The 22,178-nt window shown below is 63.5% G+C and carries 16 protein-coding genes; 5 read left to right on the top strand and 11 right to left on the bottom strand.

What is annotated here, in order from left to right; translation table 11 throughout:
- Positions 1 to 292: 292 nt before the first annotated feature.
- From WEA29_02875 to WEA29_02865, 3 genes are all read right to left on the bottom strand, one after another.
- A complete protein-coding gene (locus WEA29_02875; protein ID MEX2322702.1) occupies positions 293 to 1,408 on the bottom strand; it encodes a DegT/DnrJ/EryC1/StrS family aminotransferase in 1,116 nt (371 codons plus the stop codon).
- Positions 1,405 to 1,812, bottom strand: coding sequence for an FdtA/QdtA family cupin domain-containing protein (locus tag WEA29_02870; GenBank protein ID MEX2322701.1), 408 nt, complete (start codon positions 1,810 to 1,812; stop codon positions 1,405 to 1,407). The genes WEA29_02875 and WEA29_02870 overlap by 4 nt, the downstream gene beginning before the upstream one ends.
- Before the next feature lie 492 nt (positions 1,813 to 2,304).
- Positions 2,305 to 4,029: a hypothetical protein gene (locus tag WEA29_02865; GenBank protein ID MEX2322700.1), complete on the bottom strand. Its 1,725-nt coding sequence runs from the start codon at positions 4,027 to 4,029 to the stop codon at positions 2,305 to 2,307.
- Between the two features lie 57 nt (positions 4,030 to 4,086).
- On the opposite strand from WEA29_02865, the gene WEA29_02860 reads away from it, so the two are divergent.
- The 4 genes from WEA29_02860 to WEA29_02845 all read left to right on the top strand — a co-directional run bounded on the left by WEA29_02860 (position 4,087) and on the right by WEA29_02845 (position 8,875).
- Positions 4,087 to 5,820: a hypothetical protein gene (locus tag WEA29_02860; GenBank protein MEX2322699.1), complete on the top strand. Its 1,734-nt coding sequence runs from the start codon at positions 4,087 to 4,089 to the stop codon at positions 5,818 to 5,820.
- A gap of 78 nt (positions 5,821 to 5,898) precedes the next feature.
- Positions 5,899 to 7,107, top strand: coding sequence for a nucleotide sugar dehydrogenase (locus tag WEA29_02855; protein MEX2322698.1), 1,209 nt, complete (start codon positions 5,899 to 5,901; stop codon positions 7,105 to 7,107).
- 5 nt (positions 7,108 to 7,112) lie between these two features.
- A complete protein-coding gene (locus WEA29_02850; protein MEX2322697.1) occupies positions 7,113 to 7,835 on the top strand; it encodes a glycosyltransferase family 2 protein in 723 nt (240 codons plus the stop codon).
- Positions 7,836 to 7,837: 2 nt separating this feature from the next.
- Complete coding sequence (locus WEA29_02845; protein MEX2322696.1) at positions 7,838 to 8,875, top strand: NAD(P)-dependent oxidoreductase; 1,038 nt, start codon at positions 7,838 to 7,840, stop codon at positions 8,873 to 8,875.
- Between the two features lie 412 nt (positions 8,876 to 9,287).
- Here the strand turns inward: WEA29_02845 and WEA29_02840 are convergent, their stop codons facing one another.
- Positions 9,288 to 9,947 carry a hypothetical protein gene (locus WEA29_02840; protein ID MEX2322695.1) on the bottom strand — a complete coding sequence of 220 codons (660 nt, stop codon included), beginning with the start codon at positions 9,945 to 9,947 and terminating at the stop codon, positions 9,288 to 9,290.
- Between the two features lie 1,641 nt (positions 9,948 to 11,588).
- Here WEA29_02840 and WEA29_02835 point away from each other — a divergent pair.
- The gene (locus WEA29_02835) at positions 11,589 to 13,922 is read left to right on the top strand and encodes an arabinosyltransferase domain-containing protein (GenBank protein ID MEX2322694.1); all 2,334 of its coding nucleotides are present in this window, start codon (positions 11,589 to 11,591) and stop codon (positions 13,920 to 13,922) included.
- A gap of 325 nt (positions 13,923 to 14,247) precedes the next feature.
- On the opposite strand, the gene WEA29_02830 is transcribed toward WEA29_02835, so the two are convergent.
- From WEA29_02830 to WEA29_02800, 7 genes are all read right to left on the bottom strand, one after another.
- The gene (locus tag WEA29_02830; GenBank protein MEX2322693.1) at positions 14,248 to 15,309 is read right to left on the bottom strand and encodes a glucose-1-phosphate thymidylyltransferase; all 1,062 of its coding nucleotides are present in this window, start codon (positions 15,307 to 15,309) and stop codon (positions 14,248 to 14,250) included.
- On the bottom strand, positions 15,306 to 16,277 hold the full coding sequence (gene rfbB, locus WEA29_02825) for a dTDP-glucose 4,6-dehydratase (protein MEX2322692.1): 972 nt from the start codon (positions 16,275 to 16,277) through the stop codon (positions 15,306 to 15,308). The genes WEA29_02830 and rfbB overlap by 4 nt, the downstream gene beginning before the upstream one ends.
- A gap of 1 nt (position 16,278) precedes the next feature.
- Positions 16,279 to 16,839, bottom strand: coding sequence for a dTDP-4-dehydrorhamnose 3,5-epimerase (rfbC, locus tag WEA29_02820; protein ID MEX2322691.1), 561 nt, complete (start codon positions 16,837 to 16,839; stop codon positions 16,279 to 16,281).
- A gap of 183 nt (positions 16,840 to 17,022) precedes the next feature.
- Positions 17,023 to 18,822 carry a glycosyltransferase gene (locus WEA29_02815; protein MEX2322690.1) on the bottom strand — a complete coding sequence of 600 codons (1,800 nt, stop codon included), beginning with the start codon at positions 18,820 to 18,822 and terminating at the stop codon, positions 17,023 to 17,025.
- A gap of 66 nt (positions 18,823 to 18,888) precedes the next feature.
- Positions 18,889 to 19,626: an ABC transporter ATP-binding protein gene (locus WEA29_02810; GenBank protein ID MEX2322689.1), complete on the bottom strand. Its 738-nt coding sequence runs from the start codon at positions 19,624 to 19,626 to the stop codon at positions 18,889 to 18,891.
- Complete coding sequence (locus tag WEA29_02805; GenBank protein ID MEX2322688.1) at positions 19,623 to 20,402, bottom strand: ABC transporter permease; 780 nt, start codon at positions 20,400 to 20,402, stop codon at positions 19,623 to 19,625. The genes WEA29_02810 and WEA29_02805 overlap by 4 nt, the downstream gene beginning before the upstream one ends.
- A 141-nt stretch (positions 20,403 to 20,543) precedes the next feature.
- Positions 20,544 to 22,151, bottom strand: a complete 1,608-nt coding sequence (locus WEA29_02800) for a glycosyltransferase (protein ID MEX2322687.1) — start codon at positions 22,149 to 22,151, stop codon at positions 20,544 to 20,546.
- Between the last annotated feature and the right edge of the window lie 27 nt (positions 22,152 to 22,178).

Raw genomic sequence — 22,178 nt, 5'->3', positions numbered from 1 at the left:
GTGGTAGGTGGCGGACCTCGGTTCGGCATGCTCTTGTCGTATGGAGAGGAGCATTTGGGTGAGCACACGAGAGCACAGCCCGTCTAAGACTTCACAACACCGCGTCGGCGCTGGCTCTCCATAGAGGGTCGCTGGCAAGTTCCGGTGCTCCTCATCGCGATTCTCAGCCTGTCGTTTCTCGCCGCGGGGGCTGGGCGCGGGCACCTGGCGGGGGTGGGCATTGGGCCTCGCGTAGAGGCCGAGATTGCGGTCGTCCCGGATGGCGGTCGTCCTCAGTATCGAATTCAATGGCTCAGTGCTTCCACTCAGCGATGGCTTGGACGACGCGCGTCTGGTCGTCGGCGGAGAGATGCGGCCCCATGGGGAGGCTCAGCGCTTGCGCATGGATGGCTTCTGTGATGGGAAACGATCCTGGTCCGAAACCGAGGCTCTCGTAAGCCCGCTGGAGGTGTGGCGGGATCGGATAGTGGATCCCGGTCTGCACGCCGCCAGCCTCGAGATGACGCTTGAGAGCTGCGCGCTCAGGTGTGCGGACCACGAACAGATGCCAGACAGATCGAGCTTGTTCGTGAGTGTGTGGGAGACGCAGCACGCTCTCCGGCAGCTCGGCGAGGTACCGGTTCGCCACGACCTCTCTCCGATCATTCCAGGCGTCGAGGTGTTGAAGCTTGACACGCAATACGGCAGCCTGCATCGGGTCGAGTCTGCTGTTGAGGCCGACTTCCTCGTTCACGTACTTCGCGGATGATCCGTAGTTGCGCAGCCGTCCGACGCGGTCGGCCACCTCAGGATCATCGGTCGTCACGGCTCCCCCGTCACCGAAAGCACCGAGGTTCTTTCCCGGATAAAAGCTCCAGGCAACGATGTCAGAGCCTGCGCCGACTCTTTGCCCTTCGTACGATGCCCCGTGAGCTTGGGCGGCGTCCTCGATGATCCGCAGCCGGTGACTTCGAGCGATTGCCCGAATCGGCGTGAGGTCGGCAGGTTGCCCGTACAGGTGGACCGGTATCACGACCTTCGTCCGCTCTGTGATGGCAGCCTCGATGCCATCCGGCGCCAGGTTGTACGTTCGATCGTCCGGTTCCACCGGGACCACCACTGCGCCCACAAGGGTGACCGCGTACCATGTGGCGATGTATGTGTTGGCAGGCACGATGACCTCGTCGCCGGGGCCGACATCGAGGGCACTCAGTGCCAGACGAAGAGCGTCAAGACCACTCGCAACACCTACGCAGTGTCGTGCGCCGACGAACTCGGCGTACTCATCCTCGAAGGCATCCACCTCAGGTCCGAGGATGAACCATCCGCTCTCCAAAACGCGGTGGAGCGCAGCATCGATTTCCCCCCTCAGTTCTCGATAAGAAGCGCCCACGTCGAGGAATGGGACTGTGGAGAGATCATTGGTCATGATTCGCGAGAAGCGACAGCGTCCAGATAGCTCGAGTAGTCGCGGTAGTAGTCGGACTCGTCGTAGGGTTCAGATGCCAGAACGAGGCACACCGCGCCCGAGGAGAAGTTCTGAAGCTCCCGCCAGTACATCGGTGGCACGTATAGCCCTTGGTCGGCACGTCTGAGCGGGAAGATCTTCTTCCCGGCTCCTCGATCGAGCACGACGTCGAAACTGCCCGACACCGCGATGATGAACTGCTCGAGGCTGAGGTGTGCGTGACCGCCGCGGGACTCGCCGCCGGGCACGTCGTACAGGTAGTAAACCCGACGCACGCCAAAGGGGACGGGGCCGCCACTCTGAATGTACGTCAGGTTGCCCCGGGGATCGGAAACCTTCGGCAGCTTGATGATCTGGGGACCCAACACAGCCCTCCTCACTTATTGCCGAGGCCAGGCCCCAGCTCGAAGCCGCGACCTGGTGTGCTGGCACCGGGCGGGGCCGCGCCTCCGCGGTCGGTACGCTAGTGCTCACAGGCCTTCGACAAGGGCTGGGGGCATGGACGAGATCTGCCAATCGACTTTTGGGATGTCGACTTCTGTCTGAGGCTTCGGAGTGGGGTTGGCGGGGAACTGATGTATGACCCGACATTTCCGCTCAAGCACGTTCAGTCGGCGAGTCGCGGCGACCTGCAGGGCCTCGAGTGGATACATAGTGCGCGTATGCGGTTCAATTGGGGACCCGAGCTCGCCTCCCCCGATCAGTATTACATCCCACATCTCAGCCTCAGCCACGGTGGACATTCCCGTCGATCGCGAGCTGCGCCGCGCCCGTGTGAGTGGCCGCTGACACACCAGGGTGAACCCAAGCCCCAGTGCGGCTGTCAGTGAGCGCTCGTCACTGCCCGGATGGCTCGATCACCGGCGAGTGTCGCCGGAAGAACGGTCACTCGACGGTTCGGGTGACCCTAGTTGCAGCGCTCCCGCCTCATCGCTCAGAGCCGAGCGCCCGTCCCTTGCCTCACGCAGAGTCCACACAGCCAAGAGTGCCATCAACGCAGCAACCGAGATGCGGGCGATGAAGGTTTCGGGTCCCCCCGGGCCGCCCACGAGCAGCGTGAGGTTGAGGACGATGAAAGTTTCGACTGCCTTGGGAAGGGCGAGAACAGGTGTGCGGCGGTTTGCGACCAAGCCGAGGGCAAGCGCTATGGCAAGCACCGGGATCATCGGTTGCAACAACTCGCGTCCCAACGCCCGCGGCCATACACCCCATAAGAGCGTGGCCAGCCCGAGCTGGGCACCAATAGCCCAACGCACATCCGGCAAGGTTCGCATGCGCCGGACCATCCCGAAGCCGTATCCGATGATGGCGACGCCGACAACACCGAGCATGCCAATGAGGGTCGTGTCATAGAACAAGGTCAACCGGAGCCGATCTCGATCGTTCAACGCTTGGAAAAGACCCACAGGATCGAGCGAGTCGCGAATGCTGGTGAAGCGATCGGCGAGAAACCCGAACGGAAACCGGCCAGTGAAGTGACGGATGGCGGCCCCAAGCTCGTCCGACAGAGAGTCCGGGGTCGTCAGTATCCATCCAATTGGATAGAGCACCATACGCGACGACCGCTCGAGGACCAGCGAGACCCACGCCATCCACGGAAGAACCACTAGCGCCGCGCTTGCCAGGACTACTGCGAGGGAGCGCATCCTTCGGTCGGTGCGCGCGGCAATGAAGAGCACGCCCACCGGAAGCAGCACAAGCGCAGTCGGATGCACTAGATAGGCGAGACCCAATCCTACGCCGCCCAGGACGTCACGCCTCGCTCCGATGAGCGCTACTGCGACGGCGGCGCAGGTAGCCCCGAACGTTTTCGGCCAGGTGAACAGTGCTTCGACGAAGGAGAACACCGAGAGCAGGCCGACGAGGGCAGCCAGTTCGCCGATTCGGCGACCGAACCAGACGGTGCCCAGCGCTGCGATGCCGATCGGCAGCATCGCATTGAGAGCGATCATCGCCGCCCTGACGGCCCAGTAGCCGTGGGCGTCGACGGCGCGCCACTCAATCTCTTCGGCTGGGAGATACCACAGTTGATCGGGTGGGACCTGTACGCCCAGGGCGCTCACCACGGTGGCCACCGCGGCCGAGGCCAACTGCGTTCGATCGGTGATCGCCCAGTCGATGAAGTACTGCGTCTCGACGGGATCGAGTCCATTGAGGATGAATTGCACCGATCGGTAGGGAAGGCGGTTGTCCGGTGGTCTGGTCGACACGCGGCTCTCGAAGACCGTGCCCGGATCGATTTGGCCATCCGGCTGAAAGGGTGCCGACATGGTGAGGGTCGCCACCGCGGCTAGGGCAATTGAGGCCAGAGCGGGCCGGTACGTCGCCACCCATCTCGAGCGCCGGGCACCCATAGCCGCCACGACGATCAGCCCGACCACTCCGAGCGTGGCTGCGATTCGGAGGTGGCCGGAAGCCAGCCCTATTAGCGAGCTGGCGGCGAGAGCGGAGACCGCGAGGAGCATCCCCACTCCGAGTTGCACCGGCTGGGACTGATCAGGGGTGACTCGACGGCCCAAAGGGGCGGCCGCTCCAAGAATCAGCAGGGAGAGGCCGACGGTGAGAGCGAGATTCAGCGCCATGTGACCGTGGTCGTTGGCCCCATGGCTGGCGAAACCTGCCGTGTAGCATCAACGCACATGGACTCACCCGGAGACCCTGACGGTCGGCTGCCGCGCACTCGATCAGGTTACCGGCTGATCACCATCGCAGCGATCGTGGGAAGTCTGGTCACGCTCTACTTGGGCCGCAATCTGTGGTTCTTCGGCGACGAATTTGCATTCATCCTCGACCGCTCGGCGACCTCGCTGGCCGACCTGATGAGACCACACAATGAGCACTGGTCGATCGTTCCCATCCTCGTGTATCGGTCGATCTTCTCGGTAGTCTCATTGAGCAGCTACCTCCCCTACCTGGGGGCCCTCGCCGTAATCAACGCATCGATCGGCACCCTCGCCGGGGTGATCCTTCGCAAGGCGGGCGCTCCCCTTGGCGTCGCCGCGCTCGTGGCGCTTGGGGTCACCGTGCTGGGAGCCGGCGCTGAGAATCTGGTTTGGGCGTTTCAAATTGGATTCACCCTCTCGTTGGCGACGGCTTTGGCTGTCGTCCTCGTTCTCGGGTTCGGTGACCGGTCGCGCCGGGAGGATTGGCTGGCAGCATCGTTGCTCGTGCTGGGCGTCGCCTCCAGCGGGATCGGGTTCGCTGGACTCGCCGGTGCGGTGGTCGCTCTCGTGCTCCAGCGAGACTGGAGGCGGCTGGCGCGCGTTGTCGGCCCGGCGGCCGTCATCGGCGTGGCGTGGCTCTCGATCTACCGGGGAGCGATCACCGGTTCACACGGATCACCATCGATCACGGAAACACTCCTTCTCCTGCCGCGATACGTTGGCACGGGGCTGACCGCGGCTCTCGATGCGGTGATCGGGTTTGGCATCGGAGTGGGCTTCGCAGCGTTGGTCGCTGTGATCGTCGCGCTGGTCGCATGGTTCGGCGGCCACTGGCGACCTCCGATCACGGTGTCGATGCCGCTGGCGGCTGCGGCGGCGATGTACGTCAGCACGGGCATCGCACGAGCGCAGCACTTCGGCATCGAACAGGCGGCGTCGTCGCGCTACACCCATGTCGGTGGGGTCTTGCTCACCGTCGGGCTCGGGTCCGCCCTGGTCTCCTCGCAGACATTCAGGCGTCATTGGCGACACCCTGCAGCGCGCTTCATCATCACCGGCGCCCTTTGCATCGCTGCACTCGCACATGTGGCAGCGCTGCGCGAGTTCGCCCACAACCGAACTGGCCTGACCGATCCCACCCGCGACGGAGTGGTGGCGGCGATCCTCGCCATTGAGTCCGACGAGTCAGCCGGCTTCATCCCTTGGGCTCAGCCGGTGCCACGCAATCCCGACGTGAGCGCTGAGTCTCTCGCAGCGGCTCTCGACTCAGGACAGTTGCGCCTCGGAGACTCCGACCGGGGGGCCGTCGGCGCGGAACAGATCGCAGTAGCAACGGCATCGATGAAGGCGCAATGGACCGAACCGGGGAGGGTGCCAGCGGCGTCGGCGATGCTGATCGAGCAGGTCGATGTCGAGGTCGAGCGAGTCGACGGGTGCGTCGTCGTGACGCCGCTCGGCCCGGAGGCCCACGTGGTGCTTGCCGTAGCCCGCGGTGGGGCGATCTCCTTTGCGTCGTCCGGCCCGGGAACTGCCGAAGCATTCATCGACACGGTTGGTGGGTTTGCCACCGCGCCGGCACTCTGGAGGGAGCTCGCGCCTGATCAGCCGGTCGACCTCGTGGTTGCTCAGGCCGGAGATCGTGCGACCCTCGTTCGTGTCAGCCTCGTATCCGAAGCGCCGTTTGGCGTGTGTGCGACGCTCGATACGTAACGCCGGGGAGTCACTCCGAGGACCGGCCCAGGCTAGAATCGCCTCCCTCCGTTCCTTCTCATCGTAAAGCAGGTACGCATGTCGGCTCGAGATGCTTCCGCATCCGCGGACGTCGTGATCATGGGTGGGTGTGGGCATGTCGGTCTACCGCTCGGCATTGCTCTCGCCGATCGCGGGTTGACGACCATCCTGTACGACCTCAACGACGAAGCGGTCGCGTCGGTTACACGCGGGGTGACGCCCTTTTGGGAGCCGGGGGCCGAGGAGAAGCTCGAGGCGGCCCTTCGCAGCGGCGTCCTGAGCGCGACCACCGACCCGGGGGCTCTGAGCAAGGCGGACGCGGTGGTCGTCGTGATCGGGACACCGGTCGACGAACACCTGAACCCAGACCCGCAGGCAGTGCCCGATGCCATCGCAGCGGTGGCCGACCACCTGCGAGACGGCCAACTCCTGATCTTGCGCAGCACCATCTATCCCGGAGTGACCGCCCTCGTGGAGCAACTGCTTTCACGCCTCGGACTGAAGGTCGATGTTGCCTTCTGCCCGGAACGGATAGCAGAGGGTCGGGCAATGACGGAACTCTATGAGCTCCCGCAGATCGTCAGTGCCCGCACTGAACGAGCCTACGAACGTGCGGCAACGATCTTTCGCAACCTCACCGATTCGATCGTGCGACTCGAGCCCGAAGAAGCGGAACTGGCGAAACTGTTCACGAACACATGGAGGTACATCAAGTTCGCCACCGCCAACCAGCTGTACATGATCGCCAACGACTACGGCCTCGACTTCGAACGAATCCGCTCGGCGCTGGCACTCGACTACCCCAGGGCCGCCGACCTCCCAAGGGCTGGTTTCGCCGCGGGGCCCTGTCTCTTCAAGGACACGATGCAGCTCGCGGCGTTCAACAACAACAACTTCATGCTGGGTCACGCTGCGATGCTCGTGAACGAGGGCCTACCACTGTATGTGGTGTCTCGTCTGGAGCGCCGATTCGATTTGGCAGACATGACGGTGGGCATCGCCGGTATGGCCTTCAAGGCTGAGTCGGACGACACGCGTTCGAGCCTCAGTTACAAGATCAAGAGAATCCTGGAGTTCAAGGCAGCTCGCGTGTTGTGCACGGACCCGTACGTGACCAGCGACCCCGACCTCGTACCGTTCGAAGAGGTGCTCGAACAAGCCGACCTGATCGTGGTTGGGGCCCCCCACGCCGAGTATGCGAAGCTGGTGGGTGACAAGCGCGTTATCGATGTGTGGAACGTCGCAGGCGATGGCGTGTTGGTTTGACCCCAATGCTGACCTCGATCGTCATGCCCGTGTACAACGAGGGCGACAGCATCAAGCTGGCTTTGGACGGGGTCTTGTCCCAAGTCGTCGGCGACGTTGAGCTGCTGGTCGTCTACGACAGCCCGGTCGACTCGACCGCAGAACCGGCAGCCGCCTACGCACGAGCCGATCCACGGGTGAAGCCGCTGCTGAACACCTATGGACGCGGGCCTGCGAATGCGCTGCGATTCGGAATCGACAACGCGGCCGGTGATGCAGTTGTCATCACCATGGCCGATGGGAGCGACGACGCTCGCCAGATCAACGCTCTTGCGTCGCTGGTGCGAAGCGGGTTCGCTGTGGCCGCAGCATCACGGTACTCGCGCGGCGGACGCCAAACGGGTGGCCCATTTGTGAAGCGAACACTCTCCCGGATCGCAGGCTTATCGCTCTACTGGCTCGCCCGAGTGGGGACTCGGGACGCCACGAACTCCTTCAAGGGTTACGCCCGCTGGTACTTGGACCAGATCGAGATAGAGAGCACACACGGCTTCGAAATGGGCCTCGAACTGGTCGCCAAGGCCCGACGTTGGCGACTGCCGATAGCAGAGATCCCGACGTCGTGGGAGGATCGCTCGGCCGGAGAGTCCAACTTCCGGCTGTGGGCTTGGATGCCTCGATACCTCCGCTGGTATGTGCACGCGTTCGGGCCACGAGTCAGAAGAGCGGTCCAGGGCGGAGAAGGGTAGGGATGGTGGTGTCGAAGGGGAAAGTGCTGGTCACGGGATCGGCTGGGTTCATCGGCGGCTACATAGTCGAGGAGCTGCTCGAACGCGGCTATGAGGTCGTGGGCTTGGACAACTACTCCAAGTACGGGCCGGTTGTTCGGTCGTATGACAGTCATCCCGACTATCGATTCATCGAGGGTGATGCGCGGGACCGGCGAACCGTCGAATCGGCGCTCGATGAATGTCGCTTCATGATCGCCGGAGCGGCGCGGATCGGTGGTATCTCGTACTTCCACACCTACCCCTACGACCTGCTGGCCGACAACGAGCGCATCATGGCCGCCACGTGCGACGCGGCCATCGAGGCCCACCGGCGTGGCGATCTTGAGCGAGTCACTTACATGAGCTCGTCGATGGTGTTCGAGTCGACGAGCCACTGGCCGAGCGCAGAAGGTGACGAGCTCCTCATACCGCCCCCGCTGTCTTCTTACGGCTTCCAGAAGCTCGCCGTCGAGTACTTCGCTCGCGCCGCCCACGATCAGTACGGCCTGCCGTTCACCATCGTGCGCCCGTTCAACTGCGTCGGGATCGGTGAGGGCCGGGCCCTGGGCGGCAACGAGATCTTGTCGGGCAACGTCAAGCTCGCCATGTCTCACGTGGTGCCAGATCTCATCCAGAAGATCGTCCGTGGGCAGGATCCGCTGCACATCCTCGGCGACGGATCCCAGGTACGGCACTATACGTACGGAGGAGACCTGGCACGGGGCATCGCAATTGCGATGGAGCATCCTCGAGCGCTGAACGAGGACTTCAACCTCTCCACCCCGCACTCGACGACAGTGCTTGAGCTGGCCGAAGTCATCTGGAAGAAGATGAAGGGCTCGGACGAGCCATTTCGCTATATCAGCGATGATCCGTTCGAGTACGACGTTCAGAAGCGGATCCCCTCGACCGGGAAGGCAAAGGACGTGCTCGGGTTCGAAGCAACTACGACGCTCGATGAGATGCTCGACGATGTAATTCCCTGGGTGACAGCCGCTGTGGCTGAAGGTCGCATCTGAATCCAACCAAGCGACAATGCAGCAGCGAGGATCAGGTGGAGGTCCAGGTTCGGTGAATGGCCCGCGCGCTTCGTGAGCCGATCAACGATCGACCGACTCAGGTGCCATGCGGCAAGTCCCGCCAGGAGCGACGGGAGCCGGAGCCATATGAGGTCGTTGGAGACAGCCGGGACTGCTCGCAGCAGTGCCAGGTGCAGGTACATCAGCGGTGAGGCGTCGTTGAAGTTCTCGTAGTACCACGCGTACCGGCCATCGAGATGGAAGTTCTCGGCCATCGCGGCGAACCAGCCGTCGTCGATGAAGACAGGGACGACGATCCATCAGAGTGAGAGGATCAGATACACCAATAGATGGTCTGCCGATCGCACCAAGAGATTCCGTAGCCCGGTCAATGCCTGTGCCTCAGATCTTCCTAGCGCCACGCCTTCAGGAGGCAGACCACGGCGAGGCCGCCGAGCAGCAACGCCAACGCTTGCATGACCCTTGTGGTCGACGAACCGGTGGAGCCGTGTGGGCGCGTGGTCAGCGCCACCTCGAGCTGTCCCACGACGTCTGCAGGGGGCACGCCGGCGAGATCGCTGGCGAACCCAGTCGTCACGGGAGACGCACCGTTCGACCCGCTGTGCAAGAGGTCCGTGCCTTCATAGGCGTGCCAGGTGCCATCTGATGTCAGATGAAACCGATACCAGCAGTCAGTCGGGGATGCTCGATATGGGAGAGCAACAAGTGCTTCTCCGGCCACAGTGAGTACGAAGACTCCATCGACAAGGGTCAGCAGAAGCGCGCCTGCCGTGTCGCGCTGCTTTGTTGTGGCGAACACATCTACCTCGTGACCGCCAGTTGCTGCAATCCCCGCATCACATGTCCATGTGATCTCGATGTTCTCCGGAGTGTGCGCGGCTAGGAGGAGCGGTGTGAAGCTGCCTTGATGCTCGATCACCTGAGAGTCAGTGCCGACATTCGCCGGAGCGGTGGGTACGCCCCACACGTAGGTGGTTCGAACAGGGTGGATTGTGAGCGCGGAAAGGGCAGAGAGCACGAGAGCGGCAGCGGCCAGAACGACAGCTGTCACGCCCCCATACAGACCCCGGACTTCGGGTTTGATGGGCATCTCAGGTGTGTTCGCTCCGCAGAGTCGTCATCCTCGACGGGCGTCGAGACCTGGCACGGCGCCGAATACGGCGCCTCGGGATTGGGATGTTCCCGGCACGGCAACGCTGGGGTTGGTTGGCAACACTGCGGGTCATTCTGAGGTCGTAGGGCGACCAAGCAGCGTTGACGCCGCTGGGCTAGCCGAGGCAGTTCCAGGCGCATCGGCTCCGGTCCGTCCTAAGCGGCGGCAAAGGTGCTGCTCAAGACACCTGGCCTCCATGGAGTCCTCCCTCCCCGCAGGCTCGCCCCAAGCCTGGTCGACTTTGAGCCGGGATACTACAGCCTGCATAGAGAAGACGCGTTGCTCGAGTACTGGTCGCGAGAGAGTGTCCTGAGCCACTATTTCCACATTTCACTTCATGCTCGAGGCGGCGGTGGTGCTGCACGAGGAACTGCGTGAGCAGTAGGAGTCGACCCCGCACTTCAGCTCTCTCCCTCCACACCTGCTCCAGGAGCGGCTCGCCGCTCTGTGCAGTGCCTTCTGGATCCACAAGCTGACTTGGAAGATGGACACGAATGAGTCCGGCACCTTCATGCATCATCTGATCGGCTCGTGACCAGAGGTGGTCGGGTCGATACTCGCGCCCCTCGGCCCGAGAGCAGCGGACTCGGTCGGTATCAAGGCTGTGGTGCTCCTCCGGCGAAGGCCCGGTGGGTTACCGCATGGTGAAACGCCTCAGACCAGAGAGGAAGCGGGTCGAGTCCAATGCGGGTCGTGCGTTCGGAACGCAAGACTGAGTATCGGGGTCGCTGTGCCGCGGTCGGAAACTGGTCGGTGGTGGTCGGTCTGATTCGGTCGTGCGCCAGTCCGGCTTCAGCTCACGCGGCGCGAAAGCGAACTCGAACCAGCAGGTCGCGCCAGTGTTGTTCACGTGGAGCAACCCAGATACGCCGCACTTGAGAGCCCACATCGCGTCGCTGGCGAGGTCGGGCGCGTAGGTTGGACAGCCGGTCTGGTCGGCGACGACATCGACGCTTCGTGCCGTCGCCAGTCCGAGGATGGTGACGACGAAACTGCGATGGGTTGCAGAGAACACCAACGAGGTGTGAGTGACGAGGTTGCAACGAGGTCCTAAGCCCTCCCCCCTACGGGATACACCGGAACGTCGTCGCTTTCTCAGGCTCTCCAGAGGATCTGGTCGTCGGTACATGCCCAGGTCGAAGCGAGTGTGATCTAACCTCTCCTGCTGGCAAGTAGGAGAGGCGGAGGACTTGGCCCAGCTCATCGCCGGTCGTTCACACACAAGTGCGTTGTCCCGTGGAGCGTCGCGGCAGCGCACGCCTCCTATCTCTCCGAATCTCGTTGAAGATCGGTTTGACTCTCGGTGTCACACAACCGTCAGACGAACAAACACCACCACTTGGGGAAAGGACGCCCAAAGACCGCGACATACGAGTTCTCGCAGAGCGCAAGTGGAAGTCCTTGTGGGATCTCCTGGTGCAGCTGGCCGTGGCGAGTGACGAGGTACCCCAGGCGTGGTCCGGTAGCGTTCGCCGCTAATGCAAGGGTCCGCCGTGTTTTTGGGGTTTGTCGCAGTGCCCTGCCTATTGGTGGCTTGGCGTGAGGGAGGATAGGGAGGTGCGCCAGTTGAACACGGCACGAACCCGCTTCCTCAGTGTGGGATGGCTGCGATCTGCCGATCACATGGTGGTCTACGGTTCCCTCACACTGCTGTGGATCGTCGGGCCGGTCTACTTGGACGACGGCTGGCTGTTGGCAGCGGTTGAAAACTATCAGCCCGATGGGGCGTACGCCACCTATTACGCGAACTTCAATCTCGTCAATCCGTTTTGGGTTCCCCATCTCACGCTGCTGCGGATCATCTCGTGGGTGAGCGTAGACCTAGTCTGGTTGCGACTCCCAGCAGTCCTCGCGGGAGTCGGTGTGTGGCATCTCACTCGCTCCATCGTGGTCCGGATCGCTGCTCGCGTTGGTCGTGCACCGACGCTGGGGCTCCACATGATGACGGCAGGGGGGTTCCTCTTGGGATGGATGAGTTGGAACGTCACGCTGCGACCGGAGCCATCTGTTGCCTTCCTCGGTGCTGTAGCCCTCTGGGCGGCTGTTCGATTCGGCCAGAAGCCACATGGTCGATACCTCCTCTTGGGCGCGATCGCCGTGGTGTTTGCCGTCTCCGTTCATCCCGCGGGCTTGGTAGTGCTGGCTCCGGCGATTCCGTTGACCCTGGCGGTCGTGAGATGGCTACGCATCTCGCTCCTTCAAAGGTCGCTCATGCTCCTAGCGATCCTGCTCGTGAGCGCAGCACTGCTGCTGCTCCTCGTATGGGGGCCTCTCGGCCGCGAATGGTTTGGTCTTGCTGTCGACGGCACCGCTGCACAAGCTTCTCACGCCCAGGGATGGCGTCATGAACCCAGTCGCTACATGGAATTGGTCAATTACGGTAACTCGGCTCGCAGACTCACAGTTACCCTTCCGCTGGTCGGCGTGATCATGTTCCTCGGACAGCGGCGGCGAGGCAGAGATGTCGTCGCGGATCTCCCGATCTTGAGCCTCATGATCGGAGCTCTACTCCTTATGTGGACACCGAGCAAGTGGATGTGGCACCTTGGATCCCTGATGCCATACGCCGCGGCTGCGATAGCTGTTGAATGGTGGCGATGGCGCGGCGTGCGGCGATCCGATAGGTCGCTTGAGTCCGCTTCGGCCGCCATCATTGGGGTGGTGGGTCTCACTGTCATTGCGTGGACGGGCGGCTTTGGATGGCATACCTCGTTGGCACTCGGCCATCTTGACTTCAGCCAAGGCATACTGAACGCGCTGGTGGTTGTGTTGGCCAACCCCTTGCTCTGGCTTGGGTCTCTGGTAGCTGCGTGGCTTGCTACTGAGCTGTTTGCACACCTTCGGTTACGGCGCGCGAGGGCACGGTTGTGGCACGAACGAGCTGCCGCCGAGTTCACGCCGTGGCTCCATGGAGCGGCCGCTGGGTTGTTGTCGATCTCGCTAAGCCTTGCTGTGGTCGTGCCACTCTCGGTGTTGACCGCCGACGGGTTGATGTCTCCCGGCGGTTGGAGCTTGGCGAAGCAGAATCTGAGAGCTGCCTTCACCTCCACATGTGGCTTGTCGGAGGAGATTGTGGTCGAGTCGGGAGTACGAGGCCTTCCCTTGGCAACGGAGTCTCTCCTGGACCATGGGATCGGCGACTCTCTCGTATCCGAGCATACGAGTCTTGCCTTTGAGTCGGACGGTGTCTATCTGCGGAGCAGGGGCGCTCAGCTTGACCTTGATCTCATGACATGGGGTTCATGGATCGACGGGGACGGTGATACAGGGTGGTTCGCGTCTCCCTGGTTCTCACTGCACGGCCTTACCAGCGTGGATCCCCAAGATGTCCTGATATCAACTGCTGGCGCTCCGACGCTTGGTGGAAACATGCTCTTCGTCCAAGGTGCATCCAGACGCGGAACGGAGATATCTTATGGTCCGCTTGTTCCACTTGACCTGCCGCAATACGAGCCGAGTTGGCTAGTCTCGGAGGTCGAAGGATCGTGGCTCGGCGAACACGTGTCGTTCATCAGGCTGATCGCTATCGACGGGTCGGTAGACCCGGGTGGTTGGTTGGCGTTCTCGGCGCCCTACGTTCTCACGTACGAGTCGCTCGACGTCTTCGCACGCGAGCGCGGGGGTTCAACGTTGATCGCGCAACAGTTGAGGATGTATTTCCCATGTCTACGTCAGCCAGCCATCGCTGGCGGTGTCGCGGAAGTTCCGGACCTCATCCTTGTCCATCATCAGTGGCCCTTCTTCCTCTACGGGAGTCCTCACTATCCTCTCGTAGACTTTGCGGAGGTGCGCGAGATTGCCCACCGCTGGCCCGCGAGGGGGACCGTAACGCCAATCAACGTTCTAACCGTCACGATCCACGGCTCCGAGTGACTTGAACCTCCCCGGGTTTCGTGGGGGAGCTCCGACCTTCGAGAGGTTGGAGCCATGACACGACCACGGGGGAAGTATCCAGACGAGGTGCGCCGTCGGACGTGGAGGATGGGTTTTGCTGGCTTGAGTTCACTGGATATCACTGGATGAAGGATCGTCATCGTAACGGCTTAGTCGGAGATGATGTTTCCCACCCGGAACATTTGTCCATCCTCCCCACATGCCCGGCTGCATGCGTAGATGGCCTTCGCCGCGAGGCGGATTGGCGGCGGGACGCGGGGGTGATCCGGACGAGCCTTCCGCCGCTGAGTCGCGACGAGTCCCGTTACGCCCTCAGGATCTCGGACCGCTCTCCGAGCATCATCGTCACGAACTCGGGAGGGGCGTGACCGTCGAGGCTCGCCTCCCGACCGATGATCGACGATCGAATCTTCCAGCCGTTGACGACGGCCCCTTCGATGACGATCGAGTGCTCAACCGCGGCGTTGGATATCCGGGAGCGGTCCCCGATGGAGACCTCGGGGCCGATGATGCTGTCCTCGATCACCACATCGTCTCCGATGACTGCTGGTCCGACCACGGTGCAGCGCCGGAGCGTGGACCCTCGTCCGAGGTGCAGGGCCCCGTCGACGGTGGTGTCGACCAGCTCGCCGTGGTTCTCGTGCGCCATCTCGGAGATGACGAGGTGCTGGGCGGCCAGCAAGTCATCCCTGGTGCCGGTGTCCTTCCACCAGCCGCTCACGATCGAGGCGCGCACCTCCCTGCCGGTCTCGACGAGGTATTGGATGGCGTCGGTGATCTCCAACTCTCCCCGGTCCGACGGCTTGATGGCGTGGACCGCCTCGGCGATCGAGTCGTCGAACAGGTACACGCCGACGAGAGCCAGGTTCGATGGCGGAAACTCCGGCTTCTCGATCAGGCGACGGATGCTGCCGTCCTCGGCGAGGTCAGCCACGCCGAAGGAGGACGGGTTGTCGACCGGCGACAGCATGATCTGGCACGAGGGCTGGAACTCCTTGAAGTCCCGGACCACGTCGGCGACCCCGCTCTTGACCAGGTTGTCGCCCAGGTACATCAGACACTCGTCTCCGTCGATGAAGGGCAGTGCGACCTTGAGGGCGTGGGCCAGGCCGAGCGGTTCGTCCTGGAGGATAAAGGTGGCGTCGAGCCCGATCCGCTCTGCCGCCCGTTCCACCGCCCGGCTGATGGCTGCTCCGGTCTCGGGTGAGATCACGATGCCGACCGTGGTGACGCCGGCCTCGGCGAGATCCTCCAGGCCGTACTCGATGATCGGCTTGTTGGCGATCGGGACGAGCTGCTTCGCCATCGAGAAGGTGATGGGCCGCAGCCGCGATCCGGTGCCGCCGGCGAGCACGAGGCCCCTCACGATGCTCGATCCTTGAGAGGCTGCCACCAGTCCCTTCGGTCCCGGTACCAGTCGACGGTGGCCGCCAGGCCGTCTTCGAATCCGTGCACCGGCTTCCAGCCCAGTGCTCGGAGTTTGGCCGTGTCCACGGCGTACCGGCGGTCGTGGCCAGGCCGGTCGGTGACGTACTCGATGCGCGACTCGTCGGCGCCCAGGGCATCGATGATGCGCATCGTGAGGTCGAGGTTCGTCAACTGGTTGTCGGCCCCGATGTTGTATGTCTCGCCGGGTTCGCCCTCGTCGACGAGAAGGTGGATCGCGGCGCAGTGGTCGGTGACGTACAGCCAGTCTCGCTCGTTGAGGCCGTCGCCGTACAGCGGGACCTGCTTGCCGTCGAGAAGGTTGGTCACGAACAGCGGGATCACCTTCTCCGGGAACTGGTAGGGCCCGAAGTTGTTGGTGCATCGGGTGGTGATCGACGGGTAGTCGAAGGTGGTCGTATACGAGGCGACGAGGAGATCGGCGCCAGCCTTCGACGCCGAGTACGGCGACGATGGGGCGAGTCGTGCGTCCTCGGGGGCGAACCCGTCGGCAATCGATCCGTACACCTCGTCGGTGGAGACGTGGACGAACCGGGGTACGCCGTGGCGCCGGGCCGCATCGATCACAACTCCAGTGCCCACGACGTTCGTGCTGAGGAACTCGGTTGGACCGCTGATCGATCGGTCGACATGGCTCTCTGCGGCAAAATGCACCACCACGTCGGCTCCGGCGACGACTGCGTCGACGACTTCGGGGGCACGAATGTCGCCGCGGACGAAGGTGTGGCGATCATTCGCGTCGAGTTCGTCGACGGTCGACTGCACCCCGGCGTAGGTGAGCAGGTCGAGGTTGAGGACTTCGGCTTTCGGCTCGGCGGCGAGGACGTGTCGAATGAAATTGGAACCGATGAAACCGGCCCCACCTGTGACCACGTAGCGTCGCTTCACTTCAGTGTGCCTCCGGATACGTGAACATCTGGGGTAGCTCTGACAGTCGTGGGTGGCCACGGTCTCGGTCCGAAAGGATCACCTCGGCGGGCTCGACTTCCCAGTCGATGCCGATGTCGGGGTCGTCCCAGGCTATGCCGACCTCGTCCTGCGCGGAGTAGACCTCCGTCACCTTGTACAGGACCTCCGTGTTCGGCTCCCGGGTGATGAACCCGTGGGCGACTCCGACGGGCACGAGGATCTGCTCCCAGTTCTGCGCGCTCAGCTCGACGGCGACATGATGCCCGAAGGTCGGCGAGCCAGCCCGGATGTCGACGACGACGTCGAGGATGGCCCCCCGGGTGACCCGCACCAGCTTGGCCTGGGCCCGCGGCGGCTTCTGCAGATGCAGGCCCCGCAGGGTGCCGACTTCGGCGGACATGGAGTGGTTGTCCTGTACAAACGTGAGGACGGGGAACCACTCGGAGCGAAACGTCTCCGAGAAGAAGCCACGGTGATCGCCGTGCCGGGTCGGCTGGATGCGCACGACGTCAGGTATGTCGGTGGGTGTGTGGGTGGTCAACTGGTCATTCCCTGGAGGTCGGGCAGGCTACCGCGAACTCGCAGGTAGTGCATGGTGCCCTCTATCGCGCTCAAGCGACCAAGGTTCCCGGGAAATGCCTTGCACTTGCGACAACCGCTGAGTGGCAAGGGGTCGGGACGGGCGTCTGGACCCGAGTACCCGCCGGTTGACGCGACCGGACGATCAACGCCCCATGAGGCGACCACGCCGATCTTCGAATTTCCATGGAAAGCTGGCTAGAGACAGGTCGCTCTCGGTTCTGCTCAAGTGCGGGCTGTAGTAGGGATCGGTATCCGAGAGAACCTCTCCCCAAAGGAAATCAAAGCGGCTCGCGGTGTACCCGTTGCTGGCCCCGAGCGTCCCCCGAGACGCCGACTCAGCGTGTACGAGCGGAAATGTTGGGTCGTACATGAGCACACCGCCGGTGACCTCTCTGAGCTTCAGGCAGAAGTCCACATCCTGAAAGTCGATGGCCAAGTCCTCGTCCAGGCCACCGAGCGCATGAAAGTCAGCCGTTCGAACGAGCAAGCAAGCAGCTGTCAGACAACCCACCTCTCGGGCCTGATCGTGGAGGGCCCCGGTCTTGGGTTCGTAGGGCTGCGAATGGGCGTAGTGCCCGGCGATCCCCCCCAACCCGACCACAACACCGGCGTGTTGAATGCTTCCGTCGGGAAACAGGAGAAGCGGCCCGACGCCCACTACCTCCGGGTCTCGCAGCCAACCGGTGAGCTGAAGGAGCCAACCACGATGTCGGATCTCCACGTCGTTGTTGAGCAGCAGCACATGATCTGTATCCGGCCCCGCCAGGACCCCTTCGTTGCACAACCTCGAGTAGTTGAATGCATCGTCGATGGTCACGACGGACACGTCGTCACGGGTTGCCACATCAGACAGAAAGGCGTGGGTTTTCGCCTTTCTCGACCCGTTGTCCACGATCACCAGGTGAGTACTCACGCCATCGGTACGGTTCAGAACGCCGTCCACCGCGACCTTCAGTAGTTCAACCCGATCGCGCGTCGGAATCACCACCTTCACCAGCGGAGGGACCGGATCGGGCGAGAAGACAACTCGGTAGTTGAACGGCTTCATATTGCCGAGCGTCGCGTGCGCCCGCCAGCCCCTGCGGTCGATGGTTTCTTGGACCATCTTCAGGCCCGCCTCCTCGACGCGGCGGCGCTTGTCCGGGCTACCCGAGTACGACCCGCCCCAGAGACGCCAGTGGTAGAGAAGATTCGGCAGGTGCCGCACCACCAGGCCCGGGGTCTCAGAGACCCTCAGGAGCAAGTCGTGGTCCTGGACGCCCTCGAGACCCTCGCGCAGTCCCCCGACCTCGTGGAAGAGCGATGAGCGAATACAGGTGGCATGGTTCACATAGTTCACACCGAGAAGTAGCCGCGGCGACCACGCTGGCTTGAAGAAGTGCGAGTGGTAGGTTCCGTCGTCCGAGACCTTGTCCTCATCCGTGTAGATCAAGTCGGCCTCAGGCGTGCAGGTGCTGAGCCACTCGAGTGCCCGGGGTGCAAGCTCGTCGTCGTGGTCGAGGAACACCAGGTAGTCGCCCTTGGCCTCCGCGGCTCCCAGATTCGTAGCCTGAGCGATACCTCCATTGCGATCGGCGCGAACCAGGCGAATCCGCCGATCTCGCCTCGCTAAACGCGTCAACTCGCGGAGGGAAGCCGGATTGCTCGAGCCATCGTCGACGATGACCATCTCCCACTTCGAGTAGGACTGACCGATCACTGAACGCACACACGCACGAAGGAACTTCGGATCCGGCTCGAACGCCGGGCAGACGATCGTGAACGAGGCGGACCCCGGGACTGCCGGCCCAATGTCTCGATATGCATCGAGCCACAAGCTCGTGCCAGTTGGTGTCTTTCTACCTCTCAACCGCCACCGAACGTATCCCAGAACGGAGACCAGAGCGCCGCCAAGGCCGTGGGTCCGCACCAGCTCCCTGAGTACTCCAAGTCGACGCCTCATCCAGCTCGACCTTGGACGCTCGAGGCCGAGGTATTGGTCCGATGGTCGACGCTGCCGCCACTCACCTCACTCACTCCACTCCCGATAGGCGGCGATGACCTTGTCCGGGTCCCCAACCATCATCGGCGATCCGTGGTCTAACCATAGGACCCGGTCTGCGATCTCCTCGACCAGGTCGAGTGCGTGTGAGACTAGGAGCACCGCGGCACCGCCGTCCATGAGTGAAGCCATGCGGGCCTTGGACCTCGTCTGGAACCTCTCATCGCCGACAGAGAGGACCTCATCGATGACGAGCACATCGGGTTGAACGTCGGTGGCAACCGCGAAACCAAGGCGGGCGAGCATCCCCGTCGAGTAGTTCCTCACCGGAACGTCCCCGAACTCGATCAACTCGGCCCACTCGAGGATCTCGGGAACTCGCTCTCTCATCACTTCGGGACGACGGCCCAGAAGGGTGCCGTAGAGGACGATGTTCTCGTTGGCGGTCAACTCGGGGTTGAAGCCGGCCCCCAACTCGATCATCGGGGCCACGCTGCCGCGCACCACCACCCTGCCCTCGGTGGGGGGCAGCACCCGGGCCACCGTCTTCATCAGCGAGCTCTTGCCGGCACCGTTGGGCCCCACCAGGGCGAACACCTCACCGGGATACACTTCAAAGCTGACGCCCCGCACCGCCCACAGCCTCTCGTGAGACACCTGGCGCTTGACCGCCCTGATGGCGAACTCCTTGAGTGTGGAGGCCTGGTTGCGCGTTAGGCGGTAGGCCAGGCCCAGGTCGGTGACGCCGATCGTCGGCTCGGTCACAGCAGCACCACGAGGTTCTTCCAGCTGCGCGAGAACACCCAGACGCCGAGAAGGAGCACGACGACGGCGCTCACGCCCATGACGGCGAAGTTCCAGCCGGGGGCGAACCCGCCCTCGTACACGAAGCCGCGAAACACTCGCAGGTAGGAGTACAGCGGGTTCAGGTGGATGATCCAGCGGAACCCCTCGGGAACGATGGTGATCGGATAGAAAGTGGGCACCAGGTACGACACCAGCTGGATGAACACACCGGTCAGGTCGAGCACGTCGTAGAAGTACACGGCGGCCGCCGCCACCAGCAGGCCGACGCCGACGGTGAAGGCCAGCAGGCACAGCACCGGCAGGGGGATGAGGAGTGCGGTCCATGGGACACCGACGCCGGTCGCCAATTGGATGATCAGCAAGGGGATGAGGCTGATCATGAAGTTGCTGGCGGCCGCGATCGCCGACGAGAAGGCGAAGACTTCGGCGGGAACGTATACCTTCGACAACACGGCCGCGTTGTTCACCATCGCCGCCCCCGTTGCGTTCACTCCCTGGGCGAAAAAGGTGACGAGGAGCACCCCCGACAGCAGGTACACGGCGAACGGGACGTCGGGGATCTGGAAGCGAAAGAACTGGCTGAAGACGATCCACAGGATCGACATCGTCAGCAGCGGATTGAGCAGCGTCCACCACACGCCGAGCGTCGAGCGCTTGTAGCGGATGGTGAGGTCCCGGGTGACGAGCAACCGCAGCAGCCCACGGAACTCCCACAGGTTGCGAAACTCGGTCACCAAGGGCGTTCTTGGCTGGTCAGAGTCGTAGATCGCGTTCGATCGGGAGGTCACTGGAACTCGCAGTCTGGAGCAGGCAGCTCATTGAGCCCGCGTGGCTGGACCGCCGGGACGATACCAGCGCCCCGCACCTATCCTCGGTCAGCCGAGCCGACGGGCCGCCGGCGCGTGGTGGGTCACCGGACGAACCACGATGCGCGCCGGGGCATCAATGCCCCCAAGAAGCAGGAGGCCGAGCCGGTCAAGAATGAGTTCGGCACGCTGCCGCCACGAATGCGCGGCCAAGGCTGCTGAGCCGTCCGGTGGCTCGCCCGCCAGAGCTCGCGTAACCGCTAACGGCAGATCGTCATCGACGACCACGCCGTCGAGTCCCTCCAGGGCGCGCAGCGGCGGCGCCGCCACCGGCACACCGCAGGCGAGGTACTCGTAAACCTTCAGGGGACTCACCGCGTGGGTGGTGTCGGAGACGGTGAACGGTACGAGTCCCACGGCGAATCGCTGGAGGTAGGCGGGGAGATCCGACTGTGCCTTGAGCCCGAGGAAGTGGACGTTCTCGGGCATCGGTGGATGACCCTTGGAGGCATCACCGATGAGCACGACGGCAGCATTCGGGAACGCGGTCGCCACGGCGGCGATCGAGGCCCAGTCGATCCAGTCGCCGTAGAGCGAACCGTGGTACCCGATGAGCGGCTCGGCATCCGGGAGGTCCTCCGGAGGCGGCACCTCACCTCCGCCGAATACCGCTTCGTTGACGGCGTTGGGGATGAGCACCGGTTCGGCGGCACCACCGGCCCGAGCTGTGGCCACGAGGTCGGGCGCCGACGCCAGCACCGCATCAGAATGGGTGAGGAACCATCGCTCGGTGTCGGCCCGATACCACTCGCCGCCGAGGGCACGATCCGTCCAGTGGTCGATCACGTCGTATGCCACCCGCCATCCACGATCGGTGAGTCGACTCACCGGGTCGCGCAGAGCGTCCAGCGGAATCTCTATGAGCACCCACCCTGGCACCTTCGCCCGCTCCACGAAGTGATCGGGATCGAATCCGTCGAGCCGCACCTGCTCGAGCCGGGGATGAACGTACCGCACGCCGAGATCGGTGCCCTCGTCGCTGCCGAACACCGAGACGTAGACCACCGCGACCCCCCGGCGCAGCAGCTCGAGGGCGAGTTGCGTGGTGCGCGAACCACCACCGACATCGTGCATAGGAACCCCGGCGAACATGACCACGACCGGCGCCTCGACCGGATCATTGCGCCGGGGGCGGCCGGGGGCCACCGCGGTGGGGATGACCGTCAGGTGGGCGCCCGCCTGTCGCAGCCGGTCGACGAATCCGACGAGATCCCCGTGAGGCACTCCATCCACTTCGTCATGGATCTCGGAGGAGACGACCACCGTCTCGGGCAAGATCGAGGGCTCGGTGCGCCGCCGCCCGACCAGCCGGGGGCGGGTGGTGGCGCCGACGATGGCCGCATCCGCTCCGGTGTGGGCGAGTGCCCACACGGCGGCGTCACGGTGGGTCGCATCGCCCAGAACGACGACCCCTACGGGTGATCCGCCGGGCTGGAGCCCGCGGCCGACGCCGACGCGGTAGGTGTCGGGTGTCGTCGACAACCATCGACGGGCAGGGGCACTGTCGGACAGGAGGACATCCACGTTGACGCGAGCCTGCCGAGAGTGCTGACGCAGCCGATACCGGGCCATGAGGCGATCAGGGATGAGGGGACGGATCAACCGCTTCAGCCACATCGGCACGCGGTCACCCTACCGGTCCCC

This window comes from Acidimicrobiia bacterium, from assembly GCA_040902765.1.
Classification (GTDB): Bacteria; Actinomycetota; Acidimicrobiia; order Spongiisociales; family UBA11373; genus DATKBG01.
Note: the sequence above shows the minus strand (reverse complement) of the source record. Positions and strands in the feature narration are given on the sequence as shown.

Excerpts from the sequence above, each read along its gene's own strand:
- WEA29_02845 (MEX2322696.1), top strand. The coding sequence starts at position 7,838 with ATGGTGGTGTCGAAGGGGAAAGTGCTGGTCACGGGATCGGCTGGGTTC.
- WEA29_02865 (MEX2322700.1), bottom strand. The coding sequence starts at position 4,029 with ATGGCGCTGAATCTCGCTCTCACCGTCGGCCTCTCCCTGCTGATTCTT.
- WEA29_02875 (MEX2322702.1), bottom strand. The coding sequence starts at position 1,408 with ATGACCAATGATCTCTCCACAGTCCCATTCCTCGACGTGGGCGCTTCT.
- WEA29_02800 (MEX2322687.1), bottom strand. The coding sequence starts at position 22,151 with ATGTGGCTGAAGCGGTTGATCCGTCCCCTCATCCCTGATCGCCTCATG.
- WEA29_02815 (MEX2322690.1), bottom strand. The coding sequence starts at position 18,822 with ATGAGGCGTCGACTTGGAGTACTCAGGGAGCTGGTGCGGACCCACGGC.
- WEA29_02860 (MEX2322699.1), top strand. The coding sequence starts at position 4,087 with ATGGACTCACCCGGAGACCCTGACGGTCGGCTGCCGCGCACTCGATCA.
- WEA29_02855 (MEX2322698.1), top strand. The coding sequence starts at position 5,899 with ATGTCGGCTCGAGATGCTTCCGCATCCGCGGACGTCGTGATCATGGGT.
- WEA29_02850 (MEX2322697.1), top strand. The coding sequence starts at position 7,113 with ATGCTGACCTCGATCGTCATGCCCGTGTACAACGAGGGCGACAGCATC.